The sequence below is a fragment of the Streptococcus sp. F2 genome (assembly GCF_056500955.1).
Window position 1 is genome coordinate 51580 of sequence record NZ_JBWKAI010000002.1, and the last position, 16440, is coordinate 68019.

Here is a 16440-nt window from a genome sequence, read left to right on the forward strand (position 1 = left end):
AGATGAAACGTTTAGTAGTCATGTACGGAGCCATTCATGTCAATGGTCTCCTAGTGAGTTTGTACCTAGTTGGTTGGCTAAATGGGGCATGGTTACCTGTTTTACAAGTGACGTTTCTAGCCCTGATATTGTGGAGCTGGAAAAGGTACCAGATACCTAAAAGAAACCTATCCTTTAAGGAGAGAGGGCTTTGGGTGTGTGGTAGTCTAGGTGTCATGGTAAGTATTGCTCTTATTATGAGAGCTCTATTTTCAGGAAGCGAACCAAACCAAGAAACGTTAGTGACTGTTCAAGACCAGATTCCTGTTCTGTCCTTTATTCTTTTTCTCCTTAATGCCAGTGTTGTGGAAGAAGTCTTTTATAGAGAGGTGTTGTGGGGAGTCTTGTCTCAACCAGTGATTCAAGTGTTGTTAACGAGTTCCCTTTTTGCTTTAGCTCATCACCCATCCAGTCTATTCACTTGGGTGCTTTATGGGAGTTTAGGTCTCACACTTGGTGTGGTGAGAGGGCAAACAGACTGCTTGACGTCCACGCTTATTCACCTGTCTTGGAATGGAATCGTCTTTTTCCTATCTTTATTGTGATACCAAAATCAAGGGTGCTTTCGTATCATGAAAGCACCCTATTGTTTTGATAAGGGAATCACATAAAGGAGGAAATGATGTCATCCGAACAACAGGAACGCCAAGCTCTTCAATATGCGGAACGGAGTGCTATGTTTACGGTGAAGGTCCTTCTCAAACTCTTAGAGTGGTCAGCCAGACACGCCCTAGCACAAGACTCGGCTTATAAAGTTGGGGTTCAAAAGTTAGAAGAACTCCTTCAAAGTCCATATGCCATTGAGTCGCTGAATATCTCAAAAGACATTTTGGATAAACCCGTTGATGTCGAGAAATTCAAGGAATTGGTGGAATCAGAAAACCTTCCTATTGCCATTAGTTGGCAAGGTGACTACCTGCATTTCTATGCTAAGGATAAGTCGCTCTTAGACAAGCACTTAGATGAGTTACTTCAAAAGCTCGTTTCTAATCCAGAAAAACTACAAGGGCTAACTATGGATAAAACCCTTGATGAGGAAATCGCACAAGCCAAGGAACAGATGGTGATGTCAGAACCCTCTGCTGTGAAAACAAAGGAGGTCATTCTCTAATGGTCTCAGGGAAAAAAGCTTTTATCTTTGGTATTTTAGGGCTTGCCTTTGGCTATTTCTGCCATCGACTAGTCTTGCTTTACGATAGTCTACCTAATCAACCACCCTTGGAACGTCTTGTCTATCTCTTAGGAGAGGGACAGAATCAGGTCTTAAATCCCTTGTGGAATGGCAACTTTACAGGTAAATCAGTTTTGGGCTTTTGCTTTGGATTTGTGACGATGGGCCTAGTCTATCTTTATGTCTCAACTGGTCAAAAGGTTTACCGAGAAGGGGCGGAGTATGGTTCTGCTCGCTTTGGAAACAATCGTGAGCGTAAAGCCTTTCTCAGTAAGAATCCCTTTAATGACACGATTTTGTCACGTAATGTTAGGCTAACTCTGTTAGAAAAGAAAGCCCCACAGTTTGACCGAAACAAGAACCTTGTGGTCATTGGTGGGTCTGGTAGCGGGAAGACCTTTCGCTTTGTCAAACCCAATCTGATTCAGCTTAACTGTTCCAATATTGTCGTTGACCCTAAGGATCACTTAGCTGAAAAGACAGGGAAGCTCTTTTTAGAGCATGGCTATCAGGTCAAGATCTTAGACCTTGTAAACATGACCAACTCAGATGGCTTTAACCCTTTTCGTTATGTGGAGACGGAGAATGATTTGAACCGTATGCTTACGGTCTATTTCAACAATACCAAAGGCAATGGCAGTCGCAGTGATCCCTTTTGGGATGAAGCGTCCATGACCTTAGTCCGTGCGATTGCCTCTTACTTGGTGGATTTTTACAATCCTCCAGGTAGTACAAAGGAAGAAGCAGACAGTCGTCGTAAGCGTGGGCGTTACCCCTCTTTTTCTGAAATTGGAAAACTCATCAAGCTCTTATCCAAAGGAGAAAATCAAGATAAGAGTGTCTTAGAAGTGATGTTTGAGACCTATGCCAAGACATATGGGACAGAAAACTTCACCATGCGTAACTGGGCAGACTTCCAAAACTACAAGGACAAGACCTTAGATTCGGTGATTGCTGTGACAACAGCTAAGTTCGCCCTCTTTAATATCCAATCCGTCATTGATTTAACCAAACGTGACACCTTGGACTTAAAAACATGGGGAACGCAGAAAACCATGGTCTATCTCGTTATTCCAGATAATGACACCACCTTTCGCTTTCTCTCAGCCCTCTTTTTCTCCACCGTCTTTTCAACCTTAACGAGACAAGCTGATGTGGACTTCAAGGGACAATTACCTATTCATGTCAGAAGTTATCTAGATGAATTTGCCAATGTCGGCGAAATTCCAGACTTTGCGGAACAAACCTCAACGGTTCGCTCACGGAACATGAGTCTCGTACCCATTCTTCAAAACATTGCCCAACTTCAAGGGCTCTATAAGGAGAAAGAGGCTTGGAAAACCATTCTAGGAAACTGTGACAGTTTGCTTTATCTTGGAGGCAATGATGAAGAGACCTTCAAGTTTATGAGTGGTCTCTTAGGCAAACAAACCATTGATGTGAGAAGTACCAGTCGGTCTTATGGCCAAACAGGGTCTGGGTCAACGTCTCATCAGAAAATCGCAAGGGATCTCATGACCCCTGATGAAGTCGGAAACATGAAACGTGATGAGTGCTTGGTGAGAATTGCAGGGGTTCCAGTCTTTAAGGAAAAGAAGTATTTTCCTTTGAAACATAAGAACTGGCAATACTTAGCAGATAAGGAGTCAGATGAACGTTGGTGGCATTACCACATTGACCCCCTCAAAACAGAGGAAGTTCCGTTTGAACCATCAGACCACAAGGTTAGGGATTTAAGCACAGAAAGCACACTACACTAATAGAAAAGAGGAATCGTATGAACCAAAAATTTACAGGATTTGTTTATGGCGTGGACGCTAGTTCCATGTTTGCCCAAGCCATGGCGCTCTTACAAAAAGGAATGGTTGCGACAGGAGCCTTTCTTGTCGTCATGGGCATTATTAACCTGTCAACCAATATCAAAGATGGTGGACCTGGTGTCCGTAATGCCATCTTAGAAATTGTGGGTGGTGTTATGGTAGGTGCCGCTGGTGCCTTTATCACCCAAATTACCATTTAGGAGGGCTAGGTATGACATGAACAACACATTACCTTCAGCTTTTGTCTTTCTAGCCTCGGAGAAGATTTCAAGCGATAGCCTTTTTGAAGGCTTTAACGTGGACTTAGAATCGACGGCCAACTTGGTCAAATCCCTTGCGGATTATAACCCAACCGTATGGTCTTATATGTCAGCGATCACAAAAGGAGTGATGCAGCCCTTGGGAGTGGCTATTTTAGCAGTCGTTTTAGTCCTTGAGTTTTCTAAGATGGCTAAGAAAATCGCCAACTCAGGTGGTGCCATGACCTTTGAAGCTATTGCCCCTATGATTATCTCTTATATCATGGTGGCAGTAGTGATTACAAACACCACCGTTATTGTAGAAGCCATCTTAGCCGTTGCTTCTCACATCATTGAAGGCGTAGCTGGTGTTGTTTCTCATGGGGGAACGACTTATGAGACCATTTCAGAACTTAAAGGGTCAGGAATTATTGGAAAACTCATTGTTGGCTTTTTTGCCATTCTGATATGGTTGGTGCGATTGGTTAGCGTGATGGTGGTGAATCTCCTCATTACCATTCGCTTTATCCAACTTTATCTCATGATTCCTTTTGCACCACTAACGATTCCGACTTTCCTTAGTGATGACTGGCGAAGCGTTGGGATTGGCTACCTGAAAAATATCATGGTCTATGCCCTCCAAGGGGTCTTGATTTTCTTAATCATCTCCCTTGTTCCTCTCTTTGAATCAGCTGGGAAATTAGCTCTCTCAAATGGGGCGGGAGTGATGGAGACGCTAGCGACTGCCTTTGGTGGTTTAGTTCAGGCTATTTTATTGATCATTGCCTTGGTGGGCAGTCAACGGACTGCCAGAAGTATCCTAGGCATGTAAGGAGGATTGGGAAGGACGTTCCTCCCAATCTTTTTTGATACTCATCTTAGATTGGAGTCTTATGAATACACGTGTTTTTAAGGACATCACAAAAGTTCAACACAGGGCTTGGCTGGGCTTTACTACACGACAAGTTATCTTTGTCTTGCCAGCCATTGCCATTACCATCCTGATTTTAGGGTTAAACCTCTTTTATTGGCAATTTGGGGATTGGTTTGTCTATGGTCTTATCTTTACCTTTACTATTCCCCTCATGTTATTTGGGGGTTATCGCCCTAATGACTTACCATTTGAAACGTATCTTAATTATAGATGGCATTACGAAATGACCATACCAGACCGTACACTAACTGGACAGAAAGGAATTCAACGTGAAAAAAACAAATCGCTCAATGAAACCAAAGACCTCTTCTAAACAAAAGAAGACACGTAAACCAAAAGAAGAAGTGCTGCCAACAACTGTTAATACGCTTCTTTACCAAGGCCTTTTTCCTAATGGTCTCATGCAAGTCACCCCAGATTATTTTTCCCAGTCCTATCTTTTAGGGGATGTCAATTACCAAACGGTGGGACTTGAAGATAAGGGAGCCATTATGGAAACCTATTCCGACTTGATTAACAGTTTGGATGACAAGACCAATTTCCAACTTACTATTTTTAACCAAAGGGTCAACTTGGATAAGTTTAGAAAGGGTGTCTTGTATCCTTTTCATGAGGATGGGTATGATACCTATCGGGAAGAACTCAATCGTATCATGGAAAATAACCTTGAAGCTGGAGAAAATAACTTTTCAGCGGTTAAGCTCATTTCTTTTGGGAAGTCAGACCAAAATCCGAAACTCGCTTATCGCTCTCTGTCTCAGATTGGGGAATACTTCAAGAGTGGTTTTTCAGAAATAGATGCGAACTTTACTCTCCTCAGTGGAGAAAGTCGTGTGAATCACTTGGCTGATATGTTGCGAGGGGAAAATCATTTGCCCTTTACTTATCAAGACCTGGTGCGTTCAGGACAAACAACCAAGCACTTTATTGCCCCAACCAGTTTATCTTTCAAACATAAGAATTATGTAGAGATTGACGATAGACTGCTTCAGATTGTCTATGTTCGTGACTATGGGATGGAGTTGGGAGATAAGTTCTTACGAGAACTCATGCAGTCGGACTTGGAAGTGATGATTAGTCTTCATGCCAAAGGGTCAGCCAAGTCAGAAGCCATGACCAAGCTCCGCACCAAGAAGACTTTGATGGAATCGCAAAAAATTGGGGAACAACAAAAGATGGCACGTTCTGGGGTGTATCTTGAAAAGGTTAGTCAGGTCCTAGAAAGTAACATCGATGAAGCTGATGATCTGATTAAAACCATGACGCAAACAGGTGACAAGCTCTTTGACACCCTTTTTTTGATTGGGGTCTTTGCGGATAACGAAGACCAATTGAAACACTCCCTTGATATTATCAAACAAGTGGCAGGTTCTAATGATCTTGTGATTGATAATCTGACCTATATGCAAGAGGCTGCCTTTAATAGCTTATTGCCATTTGGCAAGAACTACCTTGAGGGTGTGTCACGGTCTCTTTTGACATCAAATATTGCCGTTAATTCCCCCTGGACCTCTGTTGACCTACAAGATAAGGGAGGGAAATTCTATGGGATAAACCAGATTTCAAGTAACATTATTACTATTGACCGTGGGAAACTCAATACCCCATCAGGCTTGATTCTAGGGACATCAGGTGCTGGTAAAGGGATGGCAACTAAGCATGAAATCATCTCAACCAAGTTAAAAGAAGCAGATACTGATACCGAAATCATCATTGTAGACCCTGAAAATGAGTACAGTATCATTGGTCAAGCCTTTGGTGGGGAGAGCATTGATATTGCGCCTGACTCTACCACTTTCTTAAATGTTTTAGACTTATCCGATGACAATATGGATGAAGACCCTATTAAGGTCAAATCTGAATTTCTTCTCTCTTGGATTGGGAAACTCTTAGACCGAAAAATGGATGGTCGAGAAAAGTCACTGATTGACCGTGTTACACGGTTAACCTATAAGCATTTTGAGACACCATCTCTCGTGGAATGGGTCTTTGTTCTCTCTAAACAGCCTGAACAAGAAGCCAAGGACTTAGCCCTTGATATGGAACTCTATGTGGAAGGCTCACTCGACATTTTCTCACACCGCACTAATATTAAAACGGATAGCCATTTCCTCATTTACAATGTCAAAAAGTTGGGGGATGAATTAAAGCAAATTGCCCTCATGGTTATCTTTGACCAGATTTGGAACCGTGTGGTTAAAAACCAAAAACGTGGCAAGAAGACATGGATTTACTTTGATGAAATGCAGCTGTTGTTGTTGGATAAGTACGCTTCAGACTTCTTCTTTAAGCTCTGGAGCCGTGTCCGTAAGTATGGAGCCATTCCAACAGGCATTACTCAAAACGTAGAAACCTTACTGCTTGATGCCAACGGGAGACGTATTATCGCTAATAGCGAGTTCATGATACTTCTAAAACAAGCTAAAAGTGACCGAGAAGAGTTGGTACACCTCTTAGGGTTATCTAAAGAGCTTGAGAAATATTTGGTTAACCCAGAAAAGGGTTCAGGATTGATTAAGGCAGGCTCAACGGTTGTTCCCTTTAGAAATAAAATCCCACTTCAAACCCAACTCTTTGACATCATGAGTACCGATCCAGAAAAGATGAGGACTGAACAATGACAAGAGAACAACAGAAGGTCAAGGTAGCCCGTAAAACCTTTCAGAGTAGTTTAAAGGCTAGTCGTATCCATTACCGTAGGGAGAAGAAGGGGTTAAAACGCTCAGTTCCTAAACGACGCTTTATCATGCGCCGAGCTGAGAAAGCTGAAACAAGGGAACAACGTCAGACTTTGAAGCAAACCTATCAAGAGGAAAAAGATCTAGCGACAGATACCTTTAAGGAAGCGATTGCCTATGTGTCTCCCAGATGGCTAAAGGCTAGGGAAATTAAGAAGTATCGGCTTCCTCAAGCCAGACAGCGCCTAGCAGTAGCAAGAAAACACTTGGCAGAGGTCAAGATGGCCGAAAAAGAGGAGGCTGTTACTTATAAGTTTACCGATCAGAAAAAGCCAACCGAATCAAAAACGTCACGGTTTCAGTTTCAAAAAGAGAAACCTCTTGAACGCCTTCAGGCAGAAAAAGAGGTCAAATCAGCTAAGCGTGACGTGAAACAACTGAAAAAAGCACATCAGTTTAAGAACCCCTCGACCAAGGTCAAACGCGGGTTACGCTATGTCGCTTCAGAATCACTTGATGTAGTCGCTCAAGATGATGACTTAGAGGGAATCAGAACCCTAAAAGAGTCTGTGATTAAAGGAAGACGCTATGGGAGATTTACTTATCAGTCAGGGAAACTCCTTGTCCAAAGTGGGCAGACTGGTCTTCGGTTTACTAAGACGAAAGTCGCTCATAGTAAGGAGCGGTATCAGAACTTTAAAAAGGGGAAAGGTTTTACTCGTCAGAAGCCCTTTAAACCAAGAAGACGTTACCAGACCTTTCTCAAACAAGCTAGAAAACAGAGTGTGTCAGGAATCAGAGGGGTTATTCAAGCGATTAAGAATAGCCTGACCTTCTTTTCATCGATTGCCCTTAATCCTATGACTTGGGTCGTGTCAGGCCTCTTGTTTTTCTTGCTTTTGATGATGAGTTTTGTGATAGGAATTTCAGGAACCACTCTCATCCAACAGGATGAGAGTGAATTGACAAAAGCCTATACGCACATGACGTGGGAAGATGCGGAAAACACCCGAACCAATCCCACTGGCATTACCTACTATACCAAGATTGATGACGTCATGGGCTTTATGAATCTCAAGTATCAAGATTATGCTTTAGAAGAAATCATGGAAGAAGGGGATAAAACCTATCAAGCCTATTTGAGTCAACTTTGGCAGGACTTAAACGGTGGGGATTCTTTAAAATCCATGCTTGAGTTAAGTAAGGAGCTTGCCTACAAACTCTCTGATGACGATAGAGAAGACTTAAAGGAATTAAGTGAGGAAGGCACCTACCTTGCCCTTCAAGAATTGGATAATCCATTTCAGGGACAGACTGAAGACGATGCGCTTACCATGACAGTCCGCTATGGCTATGAGGTGATTGATGACAAGCCAACGCTTCATCATCATATCATTCTAGAAGCTAAAGAAAATCAAGTGATTGTGGCTCCCATGGATGGTAAGGTTTCCCTAGATGGTGAGAACATTATCATCACGTCAGGTAAGGGACTGAATAAAGCTCAGCTGACCCTATTTAATAGTCATAGTGGTCGAGTGACAGACGGTCAGAAAGTCCAAGCAGGTGAAGTGATTGGTCAAACCAAGGATGGTGCTGGTCTAAAAGTGACCTATCAAAAGGTTGACGATGATTCAGAGAAACTGGTTTACGTTAATCCAGCCTTTTACTTTCCTAAAGTCATTCAACTCCAAACGACGATTCTACCTACCATTGGTCAATTTGGAGGCGATGAGTTTGCGAGAGCCAAAGCTATCTATGAGTATTTGAAGAGTCAAGGGGCGACTAATCAAGCGATTGCGGCTATTTTAGGAAACTGGTCAGTAGAATCCTCTATCAATCCTAAACGATCTGAAGGCGACTACTTATCTCCTCCTGTTGGGGCAACGGATAGTTCTTGGGACGATGAGGGCTGGTTGTCCCTTAATGGTCCAGCTATCTATAATGGCAGGTACCCGAATATTTTAAGACGTGGCTTAGGCTTGGGGCAGTGGACAGATACAGCAGATGGGTCACGCAGACATACCTTATTATTAGAGTATGCCAAACGAAAAAAGCAGAAGTGGTATGACTTAGGTTTACAACTGGATTTTATGCTCCATGGGGACAATCCTTACTATACCAACTGGTTAAAAGATTTCTTCAAAAACTCAGGAAGTCCTGCCAGTCTTGCCCAAGTTTTTCTCATTTATTGGGAGGGAAATAGTGGTGATAAACTCCTAGAACGTCAAACGAGAGCTACAGAGTGGTATTACCAAATTGAGAAAGGCTTTAGCCAACCAAATGGTGGAACTGCTCAAAGTGATCCAAAAGCACTTGAAGCTGTTCGAGGAGACCTTTATGACAACTCCGTTCCAGGTGGAGGTGACGGTATGGGTTATGCCTATGGGCAATGTACGTGGGGAGTGGCCGCACGTATCAACCAATTGGGCTTGAAACTCAAAGGCCGAAACGGTGAAAAAATCCCAATTATCAGTACCATGGGTAATGGTCAAGATTGGGTGGCAACAGCAGCACGTCTTGGTGGAGATACAGGCAAGCAACCAAAAGCAGGAGCGATTATTTCCTTTGCGGGAGGAGGTCATGGATCGCCAACAGAATACGGTCATGTCGCCTTTGTCGAGAAGGTTTACCCTGATGGTTCTTTCCTCATCTCAGAGACCAATGTTAATGGTAATCCTAACTATACATTCCGTAAATTATCAGGAGTCGATAGTACGATTAGTTTTGCCTATACGACGAAATAAAAAATATTAGAATACTTGTCTTCTTGTACCAAATGTTATATGATATTTGGGACAAAGTAATCATCTCATCTAAACTTTAAGCGTGAACATAGGTGTTGACAAATAAGGAATTATCCCGTATAATAATAGTAAATAAAGGTTATAAATTACTTGTGGGCTAGTGGATATGGTCTGCACCCGCCTGTGGGCTCCGCACTCAGTTCAAACTGTTTGTTGAGAAAAAGAATAGCAGGACTGCCTACCCTTGAGGAATAGATAGGGCATATCTAGCGTGAGGTGAAACTCAATACGTGGAAGAGAAGGAAGCACCTGCTTCCTTCTCTTTTTTAGGAGAAAAATAGAATGACATATACTTTGGAATGGCTCGAGACCTTTGATGGAGAAATTGATATTCTCAATGTCGATATGTCTTGTCTAGCCAATACTATTGAGAAATATGTTTCTCAGTACAAATACGTTTATCAGACAAATATGGAGAACTATCCTGAAATTGTTCTTTCTGTCCCAAATTCCTCTATTCCCCATTTATTAGGCTTATCAAGAGATCATCATGTTAATTTACCAACTAATAACGCAGGGAGTATTTTTGAAGGATTAAAGGATGATTGGACGTTGGAGCGTCTAAATAAGGCTGATAATGGTTGGTTTAACGAAAATAAATTCAAAATCGTTGGAACATTATTACTTTATCAAATGTTACATGTGATGGAATGTAAATTCTACACAACGGATGGTATTTTGAATAGAAAAGTTGGCAAACGATTTAGAAGAGATAATATTTATTTTGTGGTCTTCAAATTAAGTAATGGTATTAGTTATACCGTTGAATTATCGCGTGAACAAGGGAACCAATACTTTCCAAGAAGTCTTAAAATCAACGACACCTTAATTACAAATTGTAGAGAAATAGAGCTGAAACTTGTTGACAAGAAACGCTTTAAGACCGCTAAAGCTAGAAAGGTTAATTGGCCGTCTTAATAGAAATATTGATATGATAATCATTGGGTCATCCACTTTTTGTGGGTGGCCTTTTTCTTTATCCATTTTTGATGTGATACCAAAATCAAGCCTTCTTTTTTATGATGAGGAGAGAGTGACAGATTGTTGCTACTTATCAAAAGAAAAGAAGGACTTTTTATGACCAAACAATGTCATCATCACTTTTTAGTCAATCAGGAAAAAGCAGAAAAACACGTCTTCCGTAAAAGTAAGAAGTATCGTACGCTCTGTTCGGTAGCACTTGGAACCATGGTGACAGCTGTTGTCGCTTGGGGTGGCCAAGTAGCACAAGCTGACGAAGTGGTAACACCCTCGCAAGATAAAACCGTTCAGTTGACAGATAATCCTGCGACCAACTTACCAGAAGCTCAGCCAACTACTGTTGTTGAACAGGCGGATAGCCTTGCGTCAACTGGTCAATCACATGGGGCTATCACGGTTACGGTTCCTCATGATGTTGTGACACAGGCTGTCAATCAAGCAACTGCTGAAGGAGTTACTACTGTTCAAGACCAACCTATGGACTTGGGAAATACAACTTCTGCGAGTGAGACCAGTAAGCAATTGGATAAGGCGGAAGCGGATGCTGCTAAGCAGGCTGAAGCCATCACTCAGGTGACCAATACCTATAAAGCAGATAAAGCCGCCTATGAACAAGATAAAACTCGTGTTGAACAAGGGAATGCTGCGTTGGCTGCTAGTCATAAAGAAGCCACTCAAGCAGGAAAGGCCTTGAACCATTCAGTGGATAGCACAGTTTCAAAAATCAAAGGCCAAGATCAGTCGGCTAATGTGACCGTTACAAGTCAAACCGTAACATCAGGAGATGGTTCAACGGTTTCAGGCTATCAGGATTATACCTCTGCGGTAGCTGCTATTGATAAGCAAAATAAGGACAATCTAGCTGAGTATGAATCGAAGAAAAAAGCCGCAGACGCCATTGTCGCAAAGAACCTTCAGATTCAAAAGGAAAATGAAGCGGGTCTTGCTAAAGCAAAAGCTGATAATGAAGCGATTGACAAACGCAATCAAGCTGGACAAAAAGCAGTGGATGATGAAAATAAGGCAGGTCAAGCTGCTGTGGATGCCTACAATAAAGACCAACAGAAATTGGTGACAGACCGTGAAGCTGAGATTGCTGCTATCACGAAACGTAATAAGGAAAAAAAAGAAGCCGCCAAGAAAGAAAATGCTGCCATTGACGCCTACAACGCCAAAGAAATGGAGCGCTATAAACGTGACTTAGCTGAGATTTCAAAAGGAGAAGAAGGCTATATCTCTCAAGCTCTTGCTCAGGCACTCAACTTGAATAATGGAGAACCGCAAGCACGTCATTCAGCTGATACCAGAAATCCTAATCGTATCGTTGCTAAGGGTGACGTTATGCTTGGTGGGTATTCTAAAATCCTAGATTCTACTGGTTTCTTTGTCTATGATACTTTCAAAACGGGAGAAACCCTTTCCTTTACCTATCAAAATCTTCAAAATGCTCGCTTTGATGGTAAGAAAATCACAAAAGTGGCCTATGACATTACAAACCTTGTTTCTCCAGCTGGAACTAATGCCGTGCAGTTGGTTGTACCAAATGACCCAACAGAAGGCTTTATTGCCTACCGTAATGATGGAACAGGTAATTGGCGAACAGACAAGATGGAGTTTCGTGTCAAAGCCAAGTACTTCTTAGCAGATGGCTCACAAGTCAGCTTCACCAAGGAAAAACCAGGTGTCTTTACTCATTCCTCACTCAACCACAATGATATCGGTTTAGAGTATGTAAAAGACACATCAGGCAAGTTTGTCCCTATCAATGGCTCAACCATTCAAGTGACTAACGAAGGTCTAGCTCGTTCACTTGGGTCAAACCGTGCCAGTGATTTGAAGCTTCCTGAAGAATGGGATACGACATATAGTAAGTATGCCTATAAAGGAGCAATTGTCTCAACGGTTACATCAGGCAACACTTATACAGTGACCTTTGGTCAAGGGGATATGCCCCAAAATGTTGGTCTCTCTTATTGGTTTGCCTTAAATACCCTACCAGTTGCACGGACGGTCAAACCTTATAGTCCAAAACCTCATGTGACACCAAAGTTAGAGCCAATTCCAGAACCGATTAAGGTTGTGCCAAAAACTTTTACCCCAAAGACTTTTACCCCAGAGCCACCTGTGAGCTTTAAGGAAAAACCATTAGAGAAAGTCACTCAGCCTAGCCTAACACTTACCAAGGTCACCTTGCCTAAAGACCCTACGCCAGAACCGTTACCAAAAGCACCACAAGTGCCAACGGTTCATTATCACGACTATCGTCTGACAACGACTCCTGAAATTGTTAAGGAAGTTATCAATACCGACCAAGTGAACCTTCATGACAAAACGGTCGCAAAAGATTCAACGGTCATTTACCCTTTAACCGTAGACGCTTTTTCTCCAAATCGAGCCAAAACCACAAGCCTCACCTTTGAAGATTACCTTCCAGCAGGCTATGCCTTTGACAAAGAAAAAACGCAGGCAGAAAATGGAAATTACACCCTCAGCTTTGATGCTGCTAAGAACTTTGTTACCTTGACCGCCAAGGAAGCCTTGCTTCAAGAGGTCAACCAAGACCTCACCAAGTCTTACCAACTGGTGGCTCCGAAACTTTACGGTAGCCTTCAAAACGATGGGGCAACCTATTCCAACAGTTATAAGCTCCTCATCAATAAGGGAACCCTAAATGCCTATACAGTGACTTCTAATATTGTGACAGTGCGTACGCCTGGTGATGGGACAACCACTAGCCGTATTGAGCCGCAGAAGAAAAATGAAAATGAAGATGGTGTGGTCATTAACGATACGGTAGTGGCTTTAGGAACAACTAATCATTACCGTTTGACCTGGGATTTAGATCAATATAAAGGCGATAGGTCTTCTAAAGAGACGATTGCTCGTGGTTTCTTCTTCGTAGATGATTACCCAGAAGAAGTGTTGGACTTAGTAGACAAGGGAACAAGTATCACCACTCCTGATGGCAAATCCGTATCAGGGATTATTGTTAAGGCTTATGCGTCGCTGTCAGAAACTCCTAAAGACCTTCAAGATAAACTCGCTCATGCTAAGATTTCTCCAAAAGGGGCTTTCCAAGTCTTTATGCCGAATGACAATCAGGCTTTTTATGACCAGTATGTTAAAACAGGAACCTCTTTGAACCTTGTCACCAAAATGACGGTCAAAGATAGTCTTTATGGTCAGACGAAGCCTTATCGAAACAAGGCCTACCAAGTGGATTTTGGCAATGGCTATGAAACCGATGAGGTGACGAATACCCTTGTAAGCCCATCACCTAAAAAACAAAACCTAAATAAGGATAAGGTGGATATCAATGGCAAACCGATGGTAGTCGGTTCACAAAACCACTATACCTTGTCATGGGACTTGGACCAATACCGTGGCATTAAGGCTGATAAGGCTCAGATTGCACAAGGGTTTTACTTTGTGGATGATTATCCCGAAGAAGCTCTATTACCAGATGAAGCAGGCATTCAACTTGTGACAATTGATGGCAAAGCTGTCACAGGTGTTACGGTAAAAACTTATACGAGCTTATCAGAAGCTCCTAAAAACCTACAAGTAGCTCTTTCAAAACGCAAGATTGCACCTAAAGGAGCCTTCCAAGTCTTTATGGCAGAAGATCCGCAAGCCTTCTATGATTCTTATGTAACGCAAGGTCAAAACATCACCATCATCACCCCTATGACTGTCCGTGAGTCTATGCTTAATTCAGGAAAGTCTTATGACAATGTAGCTTATCAAGTAGACTTTGGACAAGCCTATGAAACCAATACGGTAACGAATCACGTGCCAAAAGTAACACCACATAAAACTAATACCAATAAAGAAGGCGTGTCTATTGATGGGAAGACCGTTCTTCCTAACACTGTCAATTACTATAAGATAGTTCTTGATTATAGTCAGTATAAGGACTTGGTAGTGACAGATGATGTCCTTACCAAAGGCTTTTACATGGTGGATGATTACCCTGAAGCAGCGCTTAGCCTCAATGCAGATGGTATCCAAGTGATGGATAAGGCAGGAAATCTTGTCAAAGGGATTTCGGTGAAAGCCTATGCCTCATTGTCAGAAGCGCCTAAAGTGGTTCAAGACGCTATGGCCAAACGGCAGTTCACACCAAAAGGAGCCATTCAAGTTTTAAACGCTGATGATCCAAAGGCATTTTATGAGGCTTATGTTAAAACTGGTCAAACCTTAGTGGTGACCCTTCCAATGACTATTAAGAATGAGCTGACAAAAACTGGTGGGAAGTATGAAAACACCGCTTATCAGATTGACTTTGGTTTGGCTTATGTGACAGAGACTGTGGTTAATAATGTGCCAAAACTAGACCCACAAAAAGATGTGGTGATTGATTTGTCACAAAAGGAGAAAAGTCTTGATGGAAAAGAAGTTGCTTTGAATCAGGTCTTTAACTACCGCTTGGTGGGAGCACTTATTCCTGGTAATCGTGCGACACCACTCATCGAGTACCGCTTTGACGATGATTACGATGAAAGCCATGACGACTATAATGGTGTTTACAAGGCTTATACCTTAGTAGATGTGACTCTAAAAGATGGAACGGTTTTACCAAAAGGGACAGAAGTGACTAAGTACACGCTACAACAGGTCGACACGTCAAAAGGAACGGTTACCATCAGTTTTGATAAGGAATTCCTTGAAAAACTAGCAGAAGAATCCGAGTTTCAGGCTGATGTTTACTTGCAAATGAAACGAATCGCTTCAGGTGAAGTAGAAAATACGGTACTACATACCGTGAATGGCTATACCATCAGTTCAAACACGGTTAAGACAACTACTCCTGAACCAGAGTCACCAACTCCGAATCAACCAACACCACCCCAACCACCTATTCCAACACAAGAACCACCAGTTCCAGCAAGTGTCTTACCAAGTACAGGAGAGAGTCAATCCCTCTTGGCACTGGTTGGTGGAGGACTTCTTTTAGGCCTAGCTTATGGACTTTCTAAACGCAAAATGGAGGACAACTAAATGGAACCCAAAAACATTTACACAATGGATTCAGACCAAGATGGCTTAACGGATGCTCAAGAGTTAGCTCTAGGCACCAATCCTTTTAGCAGTGATACGGATAGTGACGGACTGACAGACCTTGAAGAAGTCCAACAAGGCTTGAATCCAATTCAACAGCGTAAGGAGAGCAGTTATGGCTTGGAATTATGACACGATTTCAAAAACTCTCTGATATGGCACTAGAAAACTATGAAGACATGGTTAAAGCCTTTTTAGCCATGGAGTTGAGTATCAAAAACAAGTCACTTCTTGATACGCTCTATCAAGACTTTATGGGCATTGATGACTTGTCTTTAGTTAGTGATGACTTACGTCTAAGAGCAGACGGTTATCAGGAACAGCTTCAAGAAGAAGTGACGGACCTCTTGGATAAACTCTATCGAACAGGTGAGGGAGCTAGTTTCATTATGGAAGTGATTGCGTCCAACAACATTTCTGAGACCCTTGCTCAGTATGAGGTTTTGAATGAGGAGGATTACTCGTCTTTCACCTTAGAGAACTTGCAGGACATTATCCAAAAGGAGTTGTCTTTAACGAGTCAAGATTATTTTGGAGATGTGACCTATCTCGCCCTGCAGAAGGATTTGTTAGACCAGAAAAGCCATTTCTTACAACAGTATGTGACAACTTTAATGGATAAGTTGCCACAAGAAAAAGACCAAAGAGACTTGGTCCTAGACTAAAGCAGTGGGCTGAGAACCTTTCTCAGCCCCTTTTTATATTGGAGGAAC

11 protein-coding genes and 1 pseudogene are annotated in these 16440 nt (G+C 42.2%); all 12 read left to right on the forward strand.

The features are described from left to right. Positions 1-2: 2 nt before the first annotated feature. Positions 3-584, forward strand: a complete 582-nt coding sequence (locus ACYTR8_RS01255; RefSeq protein ID WP_479641516.1) for a lysostaphin resistance A-like protein — start codon at positions 3-5, stop codon at positions 582-584. Positions 585-661: 77 nt separating this feature from the next. Further along, positions 662-1150 (forward strand): hypothetical protein, encoded by a 489-nt coding sequence (locus ACYTR8_RS01260; protein WP_479641517.1) that lies wholly within the window; start codon positions 662-664, stop codon positions 1148-1150. After that, positions 1150-2970 (forward strand): VirD4-like conjugal transfer protein, CD1115 family, encoded by a 1821-nt coding sequence (locus ACYTR8_RS01265; protein ID WP_479641518.1) that lies wholly within the window; start codon positions 1150-1152, stop codon positions 2968-2970. Before ACYTR8_RS01260 ends, ACYTR8_RS01265 begins: the two co-directional genes overlap by 1 nt. 17 nt (positions 2971-2987) lie before the next feature. Beyond that, positions 2988-3230 (forward strand): hypothetical protein, encoded by a 243-nt coding sequence (locus ACYTR8_RS01270; RefSeq protein ID WP_001072129.1) that lies wholly within the window; start codon positions 2988-2990, stop codon positions 3228-3230. Between the two features lie 16 nt (positions 3231-3246). Next, positions 3247-4101 carry a VirB6/TrbL-like conjugal transfer protein, CD1112 family gene (locus ACYTR8_RS01275; protein WP_479641519.1) on the forward strand — a complete coding sequence of 285 codons (855 nt, stop codon included), beginning with the start codon at positions 3247-3249 and terminating at the stop codon, positions 4099-4101. Between the two features lie 61 nt (positions 4102-4162). Continuing rightward, positions 4163-4516, forward strand: a complete 354-nt coding sequence (locus tag ACYTR8_RS01280) for a PrgI family protein (RefSeq protein ID WP_479641520.1) — start codon at positions 4163-4165, stop codon at positions 4514-4516. Beyond that, positions 4473-6824, forward strand: coding sequence for a VirB4-like conjugal transfer ATPase, CD1110 family (locus ACYTR8_RS01285; protein WP_479641521.1), 2352 nt, complete (start codon positions 4473-4475; stop codon positions 6822-6824). Before ACYTR8_RS01280 ends, ACYTR8_RS01285 begins: the two co-directional genes overlap by 44 nt. Continuing rightward, the gene (locus tag ACYTR8_RS01290) at positions 6821-9625 is read left to right on the forward strand and encodes a phage tail tip lysozyme (RefSeq protein ID WP_479641522.1); all 2805 of its coding nucleotides are present in this window, start codon (positions 6821-6823) and stop codon (positions 9623-9625) included. Before ACYTR8_RS01285 ends, ACYTR8_RS01290 begins: the two co-directional genes overlap by 4 nt. Positions 9626-9967: 342 nt before the next feature. Continuing rightward, entirely contained in the window at positions 9968-10603 is a 636-nt protein-coding gene (locus ACYTR8_RS01295; protein WP_039692574.1) for a hypothetical protein, read from the forward strand. A gap of 159 nt (positions 10604-10762) precedes the next feature. Then, positions 10763-15667, forward strand: a complete 4905-nt coding sequence (locus ACYTR8_RS01300; RefSeq protein ID WP_479641523.1) for an SspB-related isopeptide-forming adhesin — start codon at positions 10763-10765, stop codon at positions 15665-15667. Beyond that, positions 15668-15859 (forward strand): calcium-binding protein, encoded by a 192-nt coding sequence (locus ACYTR8_RS01305; protein WP_479641524.1) that lies wholly within the window; start codon positions 15668-15670, stop codon positions 15857-15859. It begins immediately after the preceding gene. Further along, positions 15843-16392, forward strand: a pseudogene (locus ACYTR8_RS01310) (hypothetical protein). The gene ACYTR8_RS01305 and the pseudogene ACYTR8_RS01310 overlap by 17 nt, the downstream one beginning before the upstream one ends. The last annotated feature ends 48 nt before the right edge of the window (positions 16393-16440 follow it).

What these genes read in the sequence shown, in the direction of transcription:
- ACYTR8_RS01255 (WP_479641516.1), top strand. Translation starts at nt 3, where the DNA reads ATGAAACGTTTAGTAGTCATGTACGGAGCCATTCATGTCAATGGTCTC.
- ACYTR8_RS01260 (WP_479641517.1), top strand. Translation starts at nt 662, where the DNA reads ATGTCATCCGAACAACAGGAACGCCAAGCTCTTCAATATGCGGAACGG.
- ACYTR8_RS01265 (WP_479641518.1), top strand. Translation starts at nt 1,150, where the DNA reads ATGGTCTCAGGGAAAAAAGCTTTTATCTTTGGTATTTTAGGGCTTGCC.
- ACYTR8_RS01270 (WP_001072129.1), top strand. Translation starts at nt 2,988, where the DNA reads ATGAACCAAAAATTTACAGGATTTGTTTATGGCGTGGACGCTAGTTCC.
- ACYTR8_RS01275 (WP_479641519.1), top strand. Translation starts at nt 3,247, where the DNA reads ATGAACAACACATTACCTTCAGCTTTTGTCTTTCTAGCCTCGGAGAAG.
- ACYTR8_RS01280 (WP_479641520.1), top strand. Translation starts at nt 4,163, where the DNA reads ATGAATACACGTGTTTTTAAGGACATCACAAAAGTTCAACACAGGGCT.
- ACYTR8_RS01290 (WP_479641522.1), top strand. Translation starts at nt 6,821, where the DNA reads ATGACAAGAGAACAACAGAAGGTCAAGGTAGCCCGTAAAACCTTTCAG.
- ACYTR8_RS01295 (WP_039692574.1), top strand. Translation starts at nt 9,968, where the DNA reads ATGACATATACTTTGGAATGGCTCGAGACCTTTGATGGAGAAATTGAT.
- ACYTR8_RS01300 (WP_479641523.1), top strand. Translation starts at nt 10,763, where the DNA reads ATGACCAAACAATGTCATCATCACTTTTTAGTCAATCAGGAAAAAGCA.
- ACYTR8_RS01305 (WP_479641524.1), top strand. Translation starts at nt 15,668, where the DNA reads ATGGAACCCAAAAACATTTACACAATGGATTCAGACCAAGATGGCTTA.